Source organism: Kitasatospora sp. NPDC057738 (assembly GCF_042798815.1).
In the GTDB taxonomy this organism is placed as follows: domain Bacteria; phylum Actinomycetota; class Actinomycetes; order Streptomycetales; family Streptomycetaceae; genus Kitasatospora; species Kitasatospora lactacystinica.
Map to the genome: position 1 here is coordinate 23,224 of NZ_JBHVJT010000064.1, position 17,858 is coordinate 41,081.

Below are 17,858 nucleotides of genomic sequence, written 5' to 3' on the forward strand. Positions count from 1 at the left end.
CGCCTGGCCGGTCGCCGGACGCGGCGCGGGCCCTTCGGACGGCCGGGGGCGGTCACCTGTTCGGGCCAGCAGCGGGTCTTGGCGGCGGCCTCCCCCGGGTACCTATGGAGCTATGACCCCCGCCGCCGAGCCCGCGCAGCCCCGCCCGGCCGCCACCGTCCCCTCGTCGTCGTACCGCCTCCAGCTCCAGCCCGGCTTCACCCTCCGCGACGCCACCGGCGCCGTCCCCTACCTGGCCGCCCTCGGCGTCTCCCACCTGCACCTGTCCCCGCTGCTGGAGGCCGTCCCCGGCTCCACCCACGGCTACGACACCGTCGACCACACCCGGATCAGCGAGCAGCTCGGCGGCGAGCCGGCGCTGCGCGAACTGGCCGCCGCCGCGCACCGCCACGGCCTGCGGCTGATCGCCGACGTGGTGCCCAACCACATGGCCGTGCCCGCCCCCGAACGGCTCAACCGGCCGCTGTGGCAGGTGCTGCGCGACGGTCCCGACTCGCCGTACGCGCGCTGGTTCGACATCGACTGGACCGCCCAGGCCGGACCCGCCGACGCCCCCGGGCGCGGCCGGGTGCTGCTGCCGCTGCTCGGCGACCGGCTCGGCGCCGTCCTGGACCAGCTCACCGTGGACGCCGTGGGGGCGCCTCCCGGCCGCCCGGCGGGGGGCGTGCTGCGCTACCACGAGCACGAGCTGCCGCTGCGCCCCGGCACCGAGGAGCTGCCGCTGCCCGAGCTGCTCGGCCGCCAGTGGTACCGGCTCGCCTGGTGGCGCCTGGCCCGCACCGAGCTCAACTACCGGCGCTTCTTCACCGTCAACGAGCTGATCGCCCTGCGGGCCGAGGACCCGGAGGTGTTCGCCGCCACCCACGCCGTCCTGCTCGGACTGCACGCGGACGGCGTCCTGGACGGCTTCCGGATCGACCACCCGGACGGGCTCGCCGACCCGCGCGGCTACCTGCGGCGCCTGGCAGCGGCCACCGGCGGGGAGCCGGGCACCACCGGCGGGGAGCCGGGCACCACCGGCGGGCAGGCGGGGGGCGCGGCCGGGGCGTACGTCGTGGTCGAGAAGATCCTCACCGGCGAGGAGCGGCTGCCCGAGGACTGGCCGGTGGCCGGCACCACCGGCTACGACGCGCTGCGCCGGATCGACGGCGTGCTCACCGACCACGCGGGCGCCTGCCGGCTGGCCGGGGCGTACGAGTCCTTCCGGCACGGCGGCCCGGTCCGGGACGTCTGCGCGGACCCCCACCCCGCCGTCGCCGAGGCCCGCCGCGGGCGGGCCGACATGGCCGGGCCGGACGGCGAACTCGCCGCCGAGGTCGACCGGCTGGTGCGGATCGCGCTGCGGATCGGCGCCGCCGAGCCCGCGCACGCCGACCACTCGCCGGGGCAGCTGCGGGCCGCGCTCGGCCGGCTGCTCACCGGCTACCCGGCGTACCGGCCGTACGCCCGGCCCGGCGAGGCGGTCCCGGCCGCCTCGGCGCAGCAGCTGCGGGCCGCCCTGGAGGGCTCCGCCGACCCGACCGACCGGCTGGTGGCCGCGCTCGCGCTCGGCGAGCTGGGCCGGGGCGCCGACAAGGACGAGTTCTGCACCCGCTTCGCCCAGACCGCCGCCGCGGTGGCCGCCAAGGGCGTCGAGGACACCGCCTTCTACCGCTGGAACGCCCTGCCCGGCCTCAACGAGGTCGGCGGCGAGCCCGCCCGGCCCGGACTGCGTCCCGCGGACTTCCACGACTGGTGCCGCTACCTGGAGCGCACCTGGCCGCACAGCATGACGGTGCTGTCCACCCACGACACCAAGCGCAGCGCCGACGCCCGGGCCCGGCTCGCCGTGCTCGCCGAGCGGCCGGACGCCTGGGCCGCCGAGGCCGCCGCCTGGTCCACCGCCGCCGGCCCCGGCTTCGACCCGGACGCCGACTGGCTGCTGTGGCACACCCTGGTCGCCGCCTGGCCGATCGACCCGGACCGGCTGGTCGCCGCCCTGCTCAAGTCCGCCCGCGAGGCCAAGCTCCACACCTCCTGGACCACCCCCGACCCCCGCTACGAGCGGGCCCTGGAGCAGCGCGCCCGCGCGGTCCACGCCAACCCCGGGCTGCTCCCCCGGATCGAGGGCGCCGTCCACGCCCTCGCCCCGTACGCCCGCGCCAACACCCTGGCCGCCGCGCTGCTGCACCTCACCGTGCCGGGCGTGCCGGACCTCTACCAGGGCAGCGAGGAGCCGCTGTACACCCTGGTCGACCCGGACAACCGGGGCGTGGTGGACTTCGGCGCGCTCGCCGTGCGGCTCACCGACGCGGCCGCGCCGCGCCCCGGCGACCTCGCCCGGGAGAAGCTGCACCTCACCGCCACCGCGCTGCACCTGCGCCGCACCCGCCCGCTCGGCCCGTACCGGCCGCTGCACGCCGCGGGCCCCGCCGGTGACCACCTGCTGGCCTTCGCCCGGGGCGGGGACGTGGTCACCGCCGTCACCCGGCTGCCGTACGGGCTGGAGCGGGCCGGCGGCTGGCGCGACACCGTGCTGGAGCTGCCGGCCGGCGGGCCCTGGACGGACGAGCTGACCGGGCGCGGCCTCCCGGCGGGCACGGTGCCGGTGGCGGAGCTGCTGGCGGCCCTGCCGGTGGCCCTGCTGACGAGGAGGGACTGATGCCGCGCTACGAGGTGTGGGCGCCCAACGCCGCCTCCCGCGTGCGGGTCGACGTCAACGGCTTCGGCTACGACCTGGCCCGCTGCCCGGACCGGGACGGCTGGTGGTCCGGCGAGGCCCCGGCGGGCGACTACGCCTTCCGGCTGGACGACGGCCCGCCGCTGCCCGACCCGCGCTCGGCCCGGCAGCCGCACGGCCCGGAGGGGCCCAGCCGCGCGGTGGACCACGCCGCGTTCCGCTGGTCGCGGCCCGGCCGGCGCGGCCGGGCACTGCCCGGCGCGGTGCTGTACGAGCTGCACGTGGGCACCTTCACCGCCCGCGGCACCTTCGACGCCGCCGCCGAACGCCTGGACCACCTGGTCGAGTTGGGCGTGGACTTCGTCGAGCTGATGCCGGTCTGCCCGTTCCCCGGCCGGCACGGCTGGGGCTACGACGGGGTCTCGCCCTGGGCCGTCCACGAGCCCTACGGCGGGCCCGAGGGGCTCAAGCGCTTCGTGGACGCCGCCCACCGCAAGGGCCTCGGAGTGGTGCTCGACGTGGTGCACAACCACCTCGGCCCGTCCGGCAACCACCTTCCCGCGTACGGCCCGTACTTCACCGACCGGCACCACACCCCGTGGGGCTCGGCGGTCAACCTGGACGCGCCCGGCTCGGACGAGGTGCGCGCCTACCTGATCGGCAGCGCGCTGGCCTGGCTGCGCGACTACCGCATCGACGGGCTGCGGCTGGACGCCGTGCACGCCCTCGCGGACGACCGGGCCGTCCACTTCCTGGAGGAACTCTCCGCCGAGGTGGGGAGGTTGGCGGTCGCCACCAACCGGCCGCTGTTCCTGATCGCCGAGTCCGACCTCAACACCCCGGCCACCACCGCCCCGCCCGAGGCGGGCGGACAGGGCCTCACCGCGCAGTGGAGCGACGACTTCCACCACGCCCTGCACTGCGCGCTCACCGGCGAATCCCAGGGCTACTACGGGGACTTCGCGCACGCGCCGCTCGCCGCCCTCGCCAAGACGCTCACCCGGGGGTTCTTCCACGACGGCACCTGGTCCTCGTTCCGCGGCCGCCGGCACGGACGCCCGTTCACCCCGCCCGGCAACGGCCACCGGCTGCTCGGCTACCTCCAGACCCACGACCAGGTCGGCAACCGGGCGCTGGGGGACCGCGTCTCCACCAGCCTCTCGCCCGGCCGGCTCGCCTGCGGCGCGGCGCTGGTGCTCACCTCACCGTTCACCCCGATGCTCTTCATGGGCGAGGAGTGGGGCGCCGCCACCCCCTGGCAGTACTTCACCGACCACACCGACCCGGACCTCGCCGAGGCCGTCCGGCAGGGCCGGCGCCGGGAGTTCACCGGGCACGGCTGGGCCGCCGAGGCCGTCCCCGACCCCCAGGAGCCGGCCACCGTACTGCGCTCGGTCCTCGACTGGACCGAGCTCCGGCGCGCCCCCCACGCCGAACTGCTCACGTGGTACCGGACGTTGATCCGGCTGCGGCGCGAGCACCCGGAGCTGTCCGACCCCGACCTCGGCGCGGTGCGCGCGGACTTCGACGAGGCGGCGGGCCGGCTGGTGGTGCACCGGGGGCCGTACCGGATCGCCGTCAACCTCGGGCCGGACGGGGCCGCGCTGCCGCTCGGGGCCACCGGGCGCGAGGTGGTGGCGGCCTTCGGGGCGGCGGAGCTGGAGGGGACGGCGGTGCGGCTGGCGGCGGACGCGGTGGCGGTCGTCGCCGTGCGGCCCGGCCGGACGCCCGCCGGCACGACGGCCCCACCGTAGCGGCCGGGCCCACCGGAGCGGCCGGGCTCACCGGAGGAAGGTGCCGATCCGCTCCCGGAGCGCCGGGGCGTCCAGGCCGTAGGCGGCCAGGTGCTCCGCGATCGAGCCGTAGTGCCGGTGCTCCTCGCGCGGCACCCCCAGGCCCAGCACCCGGTGCGGGCGGTCGGCGAGCGCCGCGTGCGCCTCGTTCGCGGAGGTGCCCGCCAGGTACGGCTCGACCAGCACCACGTCCGCCCGGTCGCCGAGCGCCGCACGCAGCCCGGCGGCGTCGAAGGGGCGCACCGTCGCCGCGTACAGCACGGCGACGTCCAGGCCCTCGGTGGCCGCGAGCACCGCGTCCAGCATCGGCCCGACGGCGAGCACGGCTCCGCGCGAGCCGGACCGGACGGTGGTGAAGCGGCCCGGCTCGACCGGCACCGCGGCCGCGTTCCGGTGCTCCGAGAGCCGGACGTACACATTGCGGTCGCCGTCCGCGTAGGCGTGGCGCAGCAGTTGCTCGGCCTCGTCCGGGTGGCCGGGGACGTGGACCGTCCAGTCCGGCAGGGTGTCCAGCAGGGCGACGTCGCCCGGGGACATGTGGGTGCGGCCGCCGGCCGGCCAGTCGTACGAGCCCGCCGCGCTCACCAGCACGGCGCCGACGCCCTGGTGGACGAGGTCCAGCTTGACCTGTTCGAAGGGCCGCTCGATCAGGAAGCTGGCGAAGGTGTGGGCGATCGGACGCATCCCGGTGAGCGCCAGGCCGCCCGTCGCGCCGATCAGCAGCTGCTCGCGGATGCCGACGTTGACCACCCGGTCGGGGTGGCGCCGCTGTGCCGGGGCGAAGGCGGCGGCGGTGATGTCGGCGAGCACCACGGCCAGCCGGGGGTCCTCGTCCAGCAGGCGGGTGGTCACGTCCACGAAGCGCTCGCGCATGGTGTCCATCGGTGAAGTTCCTCTCGGGGGCTCGGTCTTGGCCTGATCGGTCTCGGCCTGATCGGTCTTGGCGGGGCGGGGCCGCCGCCGGGTGCTCAGTGCTGCTCCTTGGGTTCGACCCGGGCGACCACCACGTGCGGGCGGCCCGGGTGCTCCGCGGTGTACGCGCGGTGCAGCGCCCCGTGGTCGCGCCCGTCCACCGTGGCGGTCGACCAGCCCTCGGCCGCGAAGCGCTGGGCGATGCCGCCCTGCCAGCCGTGCGTGGCCGAGGAGTTGTCGATCACCACCACGTGCAGCCGCTCCAGCCCGTAGGCCCCGGCGAAGGCCACCGCCTCGGCGTTGGAGCCCTCGTCGAACTCCGCGTCGCCGACCAGCACCCACACCGCCGGGTCGGTCAGGCCCTGCGCCCGCAGCCCGAGCGCGGTGCCGACGGCCAGCGGCAGGCCGTGTCCGAGCGAGCCGGAGGCGATCTCGACGCCCGCGAGCAGGGTGCGGTCCGGGTGGTGGCCGAGCGGCGAGTCGTAGCCGCCGAAGCTCGGCAGCACGGCCGGGTCGAGGAAGCCCTTGGCCGCCAGTACGGCGTAGTACGCCATCGGGCCGTGGCCCTTGGAGAGCAGGAAGCGGTCGCGGTCCTGGGCCTCGGCGGTCTCCGGGGTCACCCGCAGCACCCGGTCGTACAGCACCCAGAGCGCGTCCAGGGTGGAGGTGGCGGCCGGGCCGTGCTTCTCGGCGCCGGTCATCAGCGCCATCAGGGCGGGCAGGTCCTCGAATCGGGTGCCGGTCGCGGTCGTGCCGGTCGCGTTCGTGGCGGTCGCGTTCGTCGTCATGACCACGATGCTGCACCTTAAAGCCGACTTGAGGTCAAGCGGCTACAGTGGGTTCCCATGACCGCCCACTCCGACGGCCGCCGGGCCCCCGGCCCGCACCACGGCGACCTGCTCACCATCGGCCAACTCGCCCGCCGCAGTGGCCTCGCCGCCTCCGCGCTGCGCTACTACGAGAGCCTCGACCTGATCCAGGCCACCCGCACCTCCGGCGGCCAGCGCCGCTACACCCGCGGCACGCTGCGCCGGATCGCCTTCATCCGCGCCGCCCAGCGGGTGGGCCTGTCCCTGGACGAGGCGAAGGTCGCCCTCGACCGCCTCCCCGAGCGCCCGGCCCCCAGCGGCACCGAGTGGGACCGGGTCGCCGCGTCCTGGCAGAGCCGGATCGACGAGCAGATCGCCGAACTCCAACGGCTCAAGGCCAAGCTCACCGGCTGCATCGGCTGCGGCTGCCTGTCCCTCTCCCGCTGCGCCCTCTACAACGCCGCCGACCGCGCCGGCGAGGCCGGCCCCGGCGCCCGCTACCTGCTCACCCGCGACCCGGACGGCGGGCCCGAACCGGTCCCGTCGGGCATGGAGACCTGCGGCACCCGCCCGGAGGGGCACTGAAAACCCTTTGCGCCGGGGCCGTTCGCCCGCCTACGGTACGCCGGTGCTGCCCTTGGTGCTGACGGACGAGGAGTGGGACGCGGTCGTCCCCGACGAGACGGTGATGCGCCCCGGCGCCGAGGCGCTCTGCGCCCGGCTGGGCGTCGGGGGCCTGCCCCTGGAGCGCTTCCCGGAGGGCTCCGTGCCGGTCTACGCGGTCGGCGACGCGCTGGTGCTCAAGCTGTTCCCGGCCGCCGCCGCCCGGGACGGCATCGTCGAGGAGCGCGTGCTCACCCGCCTGGACGGCGCGCTGCCGATCCCCACCCCGACCGTCCACGAGGCCGGCGAGTACGTCAACGGCTGGCGCCACGTCCTGATGTCCCGTCTGCCCGGCGAGGGCCTCGCCCCGGCCTGGCCGCGCATCCCCCCGCCCGACCGCGAGCGGATCGCCCGCCGCTGCGGCGAGGCGCTCGCCGCCCTGCACGCCCTCGACCCCGAGCCGCTCGCCGACGTCCTCGGCCCCGGCGACTGGCCGGCCTTCCTGGCCCGCCGGGCCGCGGGCGCGGTGGCCCGCCAGCGCGAACGCGGGCTGGCGCGGGAGTGGCTGGAGCAGATCCCGGACTTCCTCGCCGCCGCCCCGCTCTTCGCCGCCCCCGGGCGCTCGCTGCTGCACACCGAGTTCATGCGCGAGCACCTGCTCACCGACCCGGCCGACGGCTGGCGCCTCACCGGCCTGATCGACTTCGAGCCCGCGATGATCGGCGACCCGGCCTACGACCTGGTCGCCGTCGGACTCTTCACCACCCGGGCCGACCCGCACCTGCTCGGCCACCTGCTGAACGCCTACGGCCGCCGCTTCGAGCCCAGGCTGCTGATGGCGTGCACCCTGCTCCACGTGTACAGCAACCTGCCGTGGTACCTGCGGGAGTTGAAGCCCTCGGCGCGGACGCTGGACGCCCTCGCCGAGGAGTGGTTCGGGATCGCCTAGGCACGCCCTACGGACGCGGGTCGGTGCGCAGCAGGCTGTACCGGACGACATCGCGCCACGCGCCGGCCCGGAAGGTCACCGCGCGCTGCACGCCCTCCCGGGTGAAGCCGAGCTTCTCCAGGACGCGCTGCTCGGCCAGGTTGCCCGCCTCGGTGTCCGCCTCCAGCCGCATCACCGGGGAGTGCGCGAACAGGTGGTCCACCAGCAGCCGTTGGGCCCGGGTGCCGATGCCGCGCCCGCGCACGTGCGGCAGCAGCTGCACGCCGATGCTCCAGTACGGGGCGGACGGCCGCACCCCGCTGCGGTTGGCGGCGACGAAACCGCCGAACCTGCCCCCGACCTCGACCGCGAGCATCCACTGCCCCTCCTCCAGCAGCCCGCTCTCCAGCCACCGGCGGCGGTACCGCTGCGGATCGCGCCAGCCGTACCACTGGAACTCCCCCAGCATCTCCGGGTCGTTCACCAGTCCCTCGACCACGGGGAGGTCGGCCTCGGCTATCGGGCGCAGGGACACTGATTCTTCACTCATGCAGGCGCCAACGCCCGAGCGGACGCGACGGTTCCTCAACCGAGCGGCGGCCGGGGACCGGTGCGCGGCAGGCTGTGGATCGAGCGGGCGAGCCGGAATCCCACGTCGTCGATCCGCAGCGTCGGGTGGCTCCGGCGGCGGACGGAGGCGCGGCAGCTCCAGTGCTCGTCGAACCAGCCGCCGCCGCGCAGGACGCGGTACTCGCCGTACACCTCGGGGTCGTACCGGTCCCAGCACCACTCCCAGACGTTGCCGAGCAGGTCGTACAGCCCGTGGGCGTTCGGGCGCAGCCCGCCCACCTCGTGCGGGCGCTCGCCCGAGTTGCCGCGGTACCAGGCGATGTCGTCCAGCGGGCCGTAGCGCGGGCCGTCCGTGCCGGCGCGGCAGGCGTGTTCCCATTCGGCCTCGGTGGGCAGCCGGTAGCCGTCGGCGGCACGGTCCCAGGAGACGTCCTCGCCGTCCACCTCGTAGGCGGGTGCGAGGCCTTCGCGCCGGGACAGCTCGTTGCAGTGGCGGACGGCGTCCAGCCAGGAGACGCTGTGCGCGGGGCGGCGGTCGCCGGTCGCGCCCTCGTACTGCTCGCGGGTCACCGGACAGGCCGCCAGCCGGAACGGGGCGACGTCGACGGCCCAACTGCGCCGGGTGCGACGGTCGGAGAGGGTGACCCGGCCGGACGGTACGGTGATCATCCGGCGATCCTAGGGCGTTTCTGCGGGTCCGGTCGGACGGGCCGCAGGAACGCCCCGCCCCCCGGCCCGGCCGGCCACCGGACGACCACCGGGCACCGACCGGCACCGCAACCGCGCTTCCCCGCACGCCGGACCGATAATGGACCGGACGATTCCGTGGGTGAGAGGTGGCGCATGGCCGGCAGGTTGCGGGTGCTGAGGAAGCAGAACCGGCTCAGCCTGGAGGCACTCGCCGAGCAGGTCGGCGTCACCAAGAGCTACCTCTCCAAGGTCGAGCGCGGCATCAGCGACCCGTCGATCTCGACGGCGCTCAAGCTGGCCCACGCCCTCAAGGTCGACGTCGGCCGGCTCTTCTCGGACGAGGTGGAGCCCGAGCTCGTCACCGTCGTCCGGGCCGGTGAGCGCACTCCGGTGGGCACCGGGGCGGGCTCCGGCGTCTCCCGTTACGAGGGCATCGCGACCGGGCTCAGCGGCAAGCGGATGGTGCCGTTCATGATGTACCCGCCGACCGAACCGGCGGACCCGCCGTTCAAGTCGCACACGGGCGAGGAGTTCTTCTTCGTCCACGCGGGCACCGCCGTGCTGGAGTTCCCCGAGCGGAGCGTCGAACTCGGCCCCGGGGACAGCGTGTACTTCAACTCGGCGCTGCCCCACCGCTGCCGGAGCACCGGGCCGGAGCCGGCCGAGATCCTCGTGGTCATCCACGACGACCCGGACGGCCCCTCGGACCGGGTTCCCACGCTGCCCTGACGGGCCCGGCGGGCCCGGGGCCGCCCTGAAGCCGTCCCTAGCCCGGCTTCAGGGCGGCCCCACGCCGCTGTCAGGCCTTCGGCCCGGCGCCGTCCGCCAGGGCGACCCCCGCCGCGGACAGCAGCGCGGACAGCTGCGCCGTCCGCGCCCCGTCCAGCGGCAGCAAGGGGTGCCGGGGCTCGCCGACGTCCAGGCCGCGCAGGGCCAGGCCCGCCTTCACCGTGGTCGGCAGACCCCCGCCGAGCAGGAACTGCAGCACCGGCAGCTGCCGGTAGAACACCCGGCGGGCCGTTTCCGGGTCACCGGCGCGCACCGCCCGGTACAGGTCGAGGGTGAGCTCGGGGATGAGGCAGGGTGCGGCCGTGCACCAGCCGGCCGCGCCGGCCGCGAACGCCTCCAGGGCCAGCGGGTTGGAGCCGTTGTAGAACGGCAGGGCGCCGTCGGAGAGCTGGGTGAGCCGGTGCATCCGCTGGATGTCGCCGCTGCTCTCCTTGACCATGGTGATGTTCTCCACCTGGTCGACCAGCCGGTGCATGAGTTCCGGGCGGAGGTCGACCCCGGCGGTGGCGGGGTTGTTGTAGATCATCAGCGGGATGCCGATCGCGTCGGCGATCTCGGTGTAGTGCCGGGTGATCTCGCGTTCGTCCAGCCGCCAGTACGAGAGCGGCAGCACCATCACCACGTCGGCGCCGGCCCGTTCGGCGAACCGGGCGCGGCGGACGGCGCTGCGGGTGGTGAGGTCGGCGATGCCGACGACGGTGGGCACCCGGCCGGCGACGGCCGCCACCGACGCCTCGGCGGCGGTGTACCACTCCTGGTCGTCGAGGTAGGCGCTCTCGCCGGTGGAGCCGAGCGGGGCGATGGCGTGGCAGCCGGAGCGGACCAGCCGGTCGATCAGCTCGGTGAGCCGGTCGAGGTCCGGGCCGCCGTCGGCCGCGGAGAACGGGGTCACCGGGTAGGCGATGATCCCTTCCAGGGTGGTCGCGGGCATCTCAGGAGTCCTTCCGGGTGACGAGGGCGTCGCCGTGGCCGGCCCGCAGGGCGCGGCGGGCGTAGTAGGCGAAGTTCGCCTGGCCGCGCTTGGGGGTGGAGATCCAGTCGTGCGCCTCCTTGGCGAGCGGTCCGGGGATCTCCTGGATCTTCCCGGCGGCCCCGGCGAGGAGCTGGAGCTCGGCGGCCCGCTCGAAGAGCAGGGCCAGGGTGCACGCCTCCTCGACGGTTCCGGTGGCGACCAGCTGGCCGTGGTGGGCGAGCAGGAGGGCGCGCTTGTCGCCGAGGGCGGCGGAGATGATCTCGCCCTCCTCGTTGCCGACCGGGATGCCGGGCCACTTCTCCAGGAAGGCGCAGTCGTCGTAGAGCGGGCACATGTCCATGTGCGAGACGACCAGCGGGGTCTCCAGCATCGAGAGCGCGGAGACGTGCAGCGGGTGGGTGTGGATGATGCAGTTGACGTCCGGGCGGGCCCGGTAGACCCAGCTGTGGAACCGGTTGGCCGGGTTGGCCATCCCGTCGCCCTCCAGGACGTGGAGGTCCTCGTCGACGAGGAGGAGGTTGTCCTCGGTGATCTCGTCGAAGCCCAGGCCCAGGCGCTGGGTGTAGTAGGTGCCCGGGCGTTCGGCCCGGGCGGTGATCTGGCCGGCCAGCCCGGAGTCGTGGCCGGCGTCGAACAGGATGCGGCAGGTCAGGGCCAGTTTCTGGCGCACCGTCCAGTCGTTGTCGGGGATCGCGGTCCGCATCCGCTGGTGGGCCAGGTCCACCAGGTCGGTCTTGCCCGTCTCGAACGTGTCGGCCATCGCCGTGGTTCTCCTTCGCTCTTCGGTCGGAGCGGTCCGCCGGGGCGCGGGGTGCGGCGCGCACCGGCGGGCCGCGGGCAGGCGGCGACCCGCCCGGCGGCGCCGCGGAGCCCCGGGAAGACACGTCATTCACTTTAGGACACCTTGTGTCCTCACGTCGACGGGTCACCCACTACCAGGACCCCGGTTCCCGGACGCGGCCCCCGGAACCCGGACGCGGCCCCTCCCGCACGGGAAGTCGGCCGGGCCGACTTCCCGTGCGGAGGCACCCCGCTACGCCCCGGCCTCCCGAAGGGTGACCGTGCACAGCCGCTTGGTGGCGCGGGTCAGGGCGACGTACAGGTCCCGTTCGCCCGCGGGCCGGGCGGCGACGATCCCGTCCGGGTCGACCACGACGGCCTCGTCGAACTCCAGGCCGCGCGCCTCCGACGCCGGGACCAGCCGGGCGTACCGCTCGACCCCGGCGGCCGCCAGTTCCGCCGTCCGGCCGTCCGCGCACACCACGCCGAGCAGCTCGCCCGGATGCGCGGCGGCCTGCGCCCGCAGCTCGCGCACCAGCTCACCGGCGAGCCGCTCCGGCGCCACCGCGACGGTCCGGGGCTCCTCACCGTGCCGGATCGACCGGACCGGCGGCTGCCCCGGGGCGATCCGGCCGAGCAACTCCCCGGTGGTGGCCAGGATCTCCCGCGTGGTCCGGTAGCTGACGGTCAGCGTCCGCAGGTCGAAGCGGCGGCCGACGTGCGGGGCGAGCGCCTCGTGCCAGTCCCGTGCGGTCGCCGCCGGGCCCGCCTGCGCGAAGTCGCCGACCAGTGTCATCGACCGGCCCGGGCACCGGCGCAGAACCATCCGCCACTGCATCGCCGTCAGCTCCTGCGCCTCGTCGACGACGACGTGCCCGAAGGCCTGCTCGGGCGGCCCGTCGACCAGGCTCGCCGCCTCGTCGAGCAGCGGCACGTCGGCGTCGGCCCACGGCGCGCCGGGCGTGCGCAGCAGCGACGCCCGCTCGTCGTCGCCGAGGTGCGGCAGGCGCTCGGCCAGTGCGTCGGCGTCGGCCAGCAGGGCGTCGACGACCTCGCCCGGCACGAGCCGCGGCCAGAGCTCCTCGACGGCCCGGTCCACGTACGCGTCGTCCAGGAGCGCGGCCCGGACGGCGTCGGCGTCGAACTCGTCGGCCCCCGTGGCGGGTTCGTCGTCGACGCCGAGTCTGCGCAGGTCCCGGGCCGCCATCCGGTCGAGGTCGATGCCGGTGAGCAGCGCGACCTCGGCGTCGATGCGCTCCAGCGCCTCGACCGTGCCGCGGGCCAGCGCGCCGGTCAGCGAGTCCACCAGCAGCTCCAGGAACAGCCGGCGCGCCCGGTTGTGGGCGAGGCCGCTCGCCTGCGCCGCCGCCCGCGCCCCGGCGACCTCCGCCTCCTCCAGGCGGACCCACTCCCGCCCGACCCGGACGGTGAAGTCCCCGCCCGGGGCCTGCCGCGAGCGGACCGACCCGGCCAGCGCGTCGGCCAGTTCGGCGCCGCCCTTGAGGCGCGCCGCCCCGAACCCGTCCACGGCGCCCGGCGCGACGCCGGCCAGCTCCTCGCACGTCGCCAGGACGACGTCGTTCTCCCCGAGCGAGGGCAGCACCTGGGAGATGTAGTCGAGGAACCGCGCGTTCGGACCCAGCACCAGCACACCGCGCTCGGCCGCCTTCGGGAACGCGTACAGCACGTACGCGGCGCGGTGCAGCGCCACCACCGTCTTCCCGGTACCCGGGCCGCCCTGCACCACCGTCACCCCGCGGTGCGAGGAGCGGACGATCGCGTCCTGCTCGGTCTGGAGCGTGGCGACCGCCGTCCCCATCCGCCCGGTCCGCCGCTCCCGCAGCGCCGCCGCCAACGGGCCGTCCCCCACGACGTCCCCGGCGGCCGGCTCCGAACCGTCCAGCAGTTCGTCGCTCACCCCGACCACCGTGCGGCCCGTCAGGCTCAGGTGGCGGCGCCGCCGCAGCCCCAGGGGGTGGACCGGCGTCGCCTCGTAGAAGGCCCGTGCCGCCTCCGCCCGCCAGTCCACCAGCAACGGCAGCTCGTCCTCGTCCCGTTGCAGCCCCAGCCGCCCGATCCGCAGCACCGTCCCGTCCGCCAGGTCGATCCGGCCGAAGACCAGCCCGCCCTCGGCACCCTGCAGCCGGCGCACCTCGCCCGCCAGCCGCCCGGCCGCCACCTCCCGCTCGTACACCTCGCCCGCGCCGTCCGCCGCCGACGCGAGCACCCGCCCCAGCTGCTCCCGCGCCCCGGCGAGCCGCTCGTCGAACAGCTCGCCGATGACGGACACCTGCACCCGCTCCAGCTCCACCTGCTGTGCGGCGTTGTCGTGGATCTGCGACAAGGAAGAGCCCCCTCTCGATTCGACCCGCCACTATGCAGAGGAAATCCGGAGAAGTAAATGTTGACTTGTCCGGTTCGCATGTGGCCCTCGAATCCCGTACGGCAGTTTTCCCGGCGGAATTCCGGCACGCCCCCGGGGCGCCTCTCCCCGCTCCGCGAAAATGCCCTTTCCCGGCCCGGGGCGGGGGTGCCGCCACGCGCTCGCCCGGGTCCGGAACACCTCTGCCGTACCGCGCCCCGGCGACCCAACAGCCCACCGCACAGCGGCCTTTGCGCCCCGCGCGCCCGCCCGCCGGACGGCCTACGATCGGCGGAATGAACCGTACGATCCGCACCACCGAAGACGTCCTCGCCCTCCTCGACGGCCTTTTCCCGCCGGCCGAACCGTTCTGGGACCGGTTCTACGCGGACCGGTCCGCCGATCGCCCGTTCTTCACGCCGAAACCGGACGAGAACCTGGCCTCCTACCTGGACCGCGGCCTGCTCGCCCCCGGCCGGGCGCTCGACCTCGGCTGCGGCGCCGGCCGCAACGCCGTCCACCTGGCCTCGCTCGGCTTCGAGGTGGACGCCGTCGACCTCTCCGCCACCGCCGTGGCCTGGGCCGAGGAGCGCGCCCGCGAGGCCGGCGCGGGCACCGGCCTGCGGTTCCACCGGGCGAGCATCTTCGAGGCCCGGCTCCCCCACTCCCACTACGGCCTGGTCTACGACTCCGGCTGCCTGCACCACCTCCCGCCGCACCGCCGGGTCAGCTACCTGGCCCTGCTCGACCGGGTGCTGGCACCGGGCGGGCACTTCGCCGTCACCGCCTTCGCGGCCGGCGCGACGGGCTCCGAGCGGACCGACGAGGAGCTCTACCGGCTCGGCGCCCTGGAGGGCGGCCTGGCCTACTCGCCGGACGAACTCCGCTCGCTGTTCCGCGAGTTCACCCCGCTGGAGATCCGCCCGATGGCCGCCCAGGGCCCCGGTTCGACGCTGTTCGGCGTCCCCTTCCTCCTCACCGCGCTCTTCCGCCGGGCCCCCGGCCGCTGACCGGGCTCCCGGCCACTGACCGGCCTCCCGCCCGGCGCACCGGCCGCCGTCAGTCCCGCTCCCGCCCCACCGCCGCCTCGTACGCCAGCAGCGTGTCCACCACCAGGCGCCGCTGCGCCGCGTCGAGCGGCCCGAGGGCCGTGCGCCAGGCGACGGCCCCCGGGGCGAGCCAGGCCTCGATGGCGGGCAGCCGGGCGGGGGCGATCGCGACGATCCGGCGCCGGCGGTCGGCCTCGTCCTCGCGCCGTTCGAGGATGCCCTGCCGGCTGAGGTCGCCGACCATCAGGCTGACCGTGGTGGGGGCGACCTCCAGCCGGGCGGCGAGGTCGTTCACGCCCATCGCTCCGTCCAGCAGCAGGCAGGCCAGCAGCGACAGGTGACGGGGTGCCAGTGCGAGGCCGCGCAGCGGCTCGGGGACGGGGATCCGCTTGGCCCGCCCGACCAGCCGGGGCATCAGCAGCAGCATCGACCGCACCGCGTCGTCGAGCCCCTCCCCGGTCGACGACGGCGTGTTCCGCGATTCCCCTTCGGCCGTTGACATCGCACACCCCTCCTCAGTTACCTTTGACTTCAAAGCTGTTTTATGTGCAAAGCGAACCCGTCAGCCCATGGTACGAACCGAGCCGAACGGAGCTCCACCATGCCGCACCTGAGCCTGCACATCCGCGAGGAGTCCCTCGACCCCGAGGTCGAGCGGGCCCTCATCGCCGGCCTCACCGAGGCCGTCACCTCCGTCTTCGGCGAACGGGTCCGCCCCCTGGTCGCGGTCGAGCTGATCGGGGTCCCCCAGCGCCGCCGGGGCATCGGCGGACTGCCGACCGAGGAGGTCGCGCCGGTGGTCCTGCTGAGCCTGCGGGAGTCGGCCTACCACCTGCCGCAGGTGCCCGACGCGCCCGCCCGTCTGGTCGCGGCGGCCACCGCGGCGATCACCGGCGCGCTCGGCGAGGCCGTCGGACGGCAGACCGTGGTCACCCTCGACGGCGTCCCGGCGGGCCGCTCCGGGATCGGCGGCCGGGTCGCCTGACCGGGGCCGCCCGCGGATCCGTCGCACGGCGCCGCGCACCCGCCCCCACCAGCCCGGATGCGCCGCCCCGACCCGCGCGCGGAGGCGGTCGCGCACCCCTGGGACCCTCCGCGCCCCGCCCGCCGCACCCCTCCGGGCCCGGTCACATTCACCCCATGAGCCCCACCAGTCCCAAAGGGAATCCGGGCCTCCGGCCGGAACCCGGCTTTGCGACCGGCGGTCCGGTGGCATAGGTTTCGACCGCCGTCGACACACCATCGACCCTGACCGGCCATCAGTCACGGGGCGGACAGCGGGGCGAGGGGCCAGGCGGCCGCATGCACAGGGGAGGAGCTGCCATGCCGCAAGCCCGCGACCACGGGTCGACCGGGCGGCGGGGACGGACGGACGGCGCCGCGCACCAGCGGCCCACGGCCGGTGCGCGCCCGACCCCCGCCCACGCCACCGGACATCCGAGGAACCGTCAGTTGCGCACCACCAGAGTCGTCACCGCCACCGCCGCAGCCCTCGTCTGCCTGGGCGCCCTCAGCGCCTGCGGGCCGGACAACGGCAGCCAGGACGCCAACCCCGCCCTCCCCGCCGCCACCACCGGGCCCAGTGTCAACCCCAACAAGCCCAGCGGGTCCGACAAGGGCATCCCGGACAAGGCCTGGATGGACACCAAGAGCATCCCGATGGACGAGAGTTACCACTACACGCCGCTGGCGGCCAACGCCAAGCAGCTCTCCGGCCAGGTCCAGTTCAAGGGCATGGAGCTGTGCCGCGCCGCGGTCGCGAAGGACGACGAGCCGCTGTTCACCGGCACCGCCTCCGCCCGGGCCTCGGTCGGCTTCGGCGGGGACCGCTGGACGGCCGAGCAGACCCTGCTGTTCCACGGCGACCCGACCCGCAGCAGCGGCACCAAGCAGAGCACCAACCTGGCCGAGGGCCGTCTGACGGAGGCGCTCAAGTCCTGCGCCAAGACCGCGCCCGGCGCCACCGTGAAGGTCGACAGCGCCCCGGACGCGCCCTACTTCGCCGCCGTCCTGACGGTCCCGCAGGCCGACGGCAGCACCGTCACCCTGCACGAGTACGTGGTCAGCGACGGCGGTGCGGTCAGCGAGCTGGCGGTCTGGGCCACCACCAAGGCCGGCGCCCAGCCCAAGGACGCCTGGAAGGCCCCCGAGGACAAGTACGTCGGCACCGGCATGACCGCGCCAATGTGCGAGGCCCTCCCGGGCTGCGACGGGCACTGACGCCCGACGGGCCCCGACACGCCGCGGACGGCCGGCACCGCCGGCGCCCGCGGCGCCCCGCAGACGGCCGCCCGGCCCGTCCGGAACAGGGGACCGGACGGGCCGGGCGGCTCCTTCGGGTCCGCCCCCGGGCCCGGCCCGCGGGCCGGGCGGCCGGTCAGCCCCGCAGGACCGCCAGTTCGACCTCCCGGCCGGTCCCGCCGCCGGGCACCGGCAGCGCCACCCCGGACGGCTCGAAGCCGGCCTTGAGGTACATCGCCTCGGCGCGGGGGTTGTCCTCGTGGACGAACAGCCGCACCCGCTCGATCCGGGGCTCGGTGAGCGACCACGCCCACTCCTGGACGGTCCGGATCAGGTCGAGCGCCAGCCCGGTGCCGCGCGCCCGCGGCCGGACGTAGACGCCGACCACGTGCACCTGGTCGACCTCGACGACGTCGCCCTCCAGGGCCCCGTCCCCGCCGGACCGCTCGACCACTCCGGTCATGGAGCCGAGCCAGGTCCCGTCCTCGGCCTGCGCGATGAACTGCGCCACGTGCGGGTCCGTCGCCGCCCGGGTCGTGCGGTCCTGCCAGAACTCGTCCGGCTTGGCGGCGGCCTGCTCGTGGGTCTCCAGGAAGGCCACGGCCGCGACCGGGTCCAGCAGCGCGTCCAGGCGGGTGTCCCTGAGCTGCTGCCACTCGTCGGTCCGCACTCGTCTGATGATCGTCGTACTGGTATTCAT

General features: G+C 75.4%; 17 protein-coding genes. 8 read left to right on the forward strand and 9 right to left on the reverse strand.

All coding sequences use genetic code 11. The features are described 5' to 3' along the window. Positions 1-112 precede the first annotated feature (112 nt). Positions 113-2,641 (forward strand): malto-oligosyltrehalose synthase, encoded by a 2,529-nt coding sequence (treY, locus tag ACFVGO_RS29150; RefSeq protein WP_380634991.1) that lies wholly within the window; start codon positions 113-115, stop codon positions 2,639-2,641. Continuing rightward, positions 2,641-4,413, forward strand: a complete 1,773-nt coding sequence (gene treZ, locus ACFVGO_RS29155) for a malto-oligosyltrehalose trehalohydrolase (protein ID WP_359909635.1) — start codon at positions 2,641-2,643, stop codon at positions 4,411-4,413. The genes treY and treZ overlap by 1 nt, the downstream gene beginning before the upstream one ends. A gap of 27 nt (positions 4,414-4,440) precedes the next feature. Here the strand turns inward: treZ and ACFVGO_RS29160 are convergent, their stop codons facing one another. Both ACFVGO_RS29160 and ACFVGO_RS29165 read right to left on the reverse strand, forming a co-directional pair. Further along, a complete protein-coding gene (locus ACFVGO_RS29160; protein ID WP_359909632.1) occupies positions 4,441-5,334 on the reverse strand; it encodes a transketolase C-terminal domain-containing protein in 894 nt (297 codons plus the stop codon). Positions 5,335-5,420: 86 nt separating this feature from the next. Next, positions 5,421-6,152: a thiamine pyrophosphate-dependent enzyme gene (locus ACFVGO_RS29165; protein ID WP_380634994.1), complete on the reverse strand. Its 732-nt coding sequence runs from the start codon at positions 6,150-6,152 to the stop codon at positions 5,421-5,423. Positions 6,153-6,209: 57 nt separating this feature from the next. Here ACFVGO_RS29165 and soxR point away from each other — a divergent pair, with 57 nt between their 5' ends. Next, positions 6,210-6,758 carry a redox-sensitive transcriptional activator SoxR gene (gene soxR, locus ACFVGO_RS29170; protein WP_359909625.1) on the forward strand — a complete coding sequence of 183 codons (549 nt, stop codon included), beginning with the start codon at positions 6,210-6,212 and terminating at the stop codon, positions 6,756-6,758. 43 nt (positions 6,759-6,801) lie between these two features. After that, positions 6,802-7,725, forward strand: coding sequence for a phosphotransferase family protein (locus tag ACFVGO_RS29175; RefSeq protein WP_380634996.1), 924 nt, complete (start codon positions 6,802-6,804; stop codon positions 7,723-7,725). Between the two features lie 7 nt (positions 7,726-7,732). Here ACFVGO_RS29175 and ACFVGO_RS29180 read toward each other — a convergent pair whose 3' ends face one another. After that, positions 7,733-8,254, reverse strand: a complete 522-nt coding sequence (locus ACFVGO_RS29180) for a GNAT family protein (protein WP_359909619.1) — start codon at positions 8,252-8,254, stop codon at positions 7,733-7,735. Between the two features lie 35 nt (positions 8,255-8,289). Next, complete coding sequence (locus ACFVGO_RS29185; protein ID WP_359909617.1) at positions 8,290-8,943, reverse strand: formylglycine-generating enzyme family protein; 654 nt, start codon at positions 8,941-8,943, stop codon at positions 8,290-8,292. A 174-nt stretch (positions 8,944-9,117) separates the two neighbouring features. Here ACFVGO_RS29185 and ACFVGO_RS29190 point away from each other — a divergent pair, with 174 nt between their 5' ends. Beyond that, complete coding sequence (locus tag ACFVGO_RS29190; RefSeq protein ID WP_359909615.1) at positions 9,118-9,693, forward strand: XRE family transcriptional regulator; 576 nt, start codon at positions 9,118-9,120, stop codon at positions 9,691-9,693. 70 nt (positions 9,694-9,763) lie between these two features. Here ACFVGO_RS29190 and ACFVGO_RS29195 read toward each other — a convergent pair whose 3' ends face one another. The 3 genes from ACFVGO_RS29195 to ACFVGO_RS29205 form a co-directional block, all read right to left on the reverse strand. Further along, positions 9,764-10,684 carry a dihydrodipicolinate synthase family protein gene (locus ACFVGO_RS29195; RefSeq protein WP_380355270.1) on the reverse strand — a complete coding sequence of 307 codons (921 nt, stop codon included), beginning with the start codon at positions 10,682-10,684 and terminating at the stop codon, positions 9,764-9,766. Between the two features lies 1 nt (position 10,685). Beyond that, positions 10,686-11,486, reverse strand: a complete 801-nt coding sequence (locus tag ACFVGO_RS29200; protein ID WP_380634999.1) for an aldolase — start codon at positions 11,484-11,486, stop codon at positions 10,686-10,688. Between the two features lie 273 nt (positions 11,487-11,759). Next, positions 11,760-13,850: a HelD family protein gene (locus tag ACFVGO_RS29205; RefSeq protein ID WP_380635001.1), complete on the reverse strand. Its 2,091-nt coding sequence runs from the start codon at positions 13,848-13,850 to the stop codon at positions 11,760-11,762. A 314-nt stretch (positions 13,851-14,164) separates the two neighbouring features. On the opposite strand from ACFVGO_RS29205, the gene ACFVGO_RS29210 reads away from it, so the two are divergent. After that, positions 14,165-14,878, forward strand: a complete 714-nt coding sequence (locus ACFVGO_RS29210) for a class I SAM-dependent methyltransferase (protein ID WP_380355278.1) — start codon at positions 14,165-14,167, stop codon at positions 14,876-14,878. Positions 14,879-14,927: 49 nt separating this feature from the next. Here ACFVGO_RS29210 and ACFVGO_RS29215 read toward each other — a convergent pair whose 3' ends face one another. Then, positions 14,928-15,419: a MarR family transcriptional regulator gene (locus ACFVGO_RS29215; protein WP_380635004.1), complete on the reverse strand. Its 492-nt coding sequence runs from the start codon at positions 15,417-15,419 to the stop codon at positions 14,928-14,930. A 99-nt stretch (positions 15,420-15,518) separates the two neighbouring features. Between ACFVGO_RS29215 and ACFVGO_RS29220 the strand changes: the two genes are divergently transcribed. Continuing rightward, positions 15,519-15,902 carry a hypothetical protein gene (locus tag ACFVGO_RS29220; RefSeq protein ID WP_359909597.1) on the forward strand — a complete coding sequence of 128 codons (384 nt, stop codon included), beginning with the start codon at positions 15,519-15,521 and terminating at the stop codon, positions 15,900-15,902. Between the two features lie 467 nt (positions 15,903-16,369). Then, positions 16,370-17,137, forward strand: coding sequence for a hypothetical protein (locus ACFVGO_RS29225; protein WP_359909589.1), 768 nt, complete (start codon positions 16,370-16,372; stop codon positions 17,135-17,137). Positions 17,138-17,294: 157 nt separating this feature from the next. On the opposite strand, the gene ACFVGO_RS29230 is transcribed toward ACFVGO_RS29225, so the two are convergent. Beyond that, entirely contained in the window at positions 17,295-17,858 is a 564-nt protein-coding gene (locus tag ACFVGO_RS29230; protein ID WP_359914271.1) for a GNAT family N-acetyltransferase, read from the reverse strand.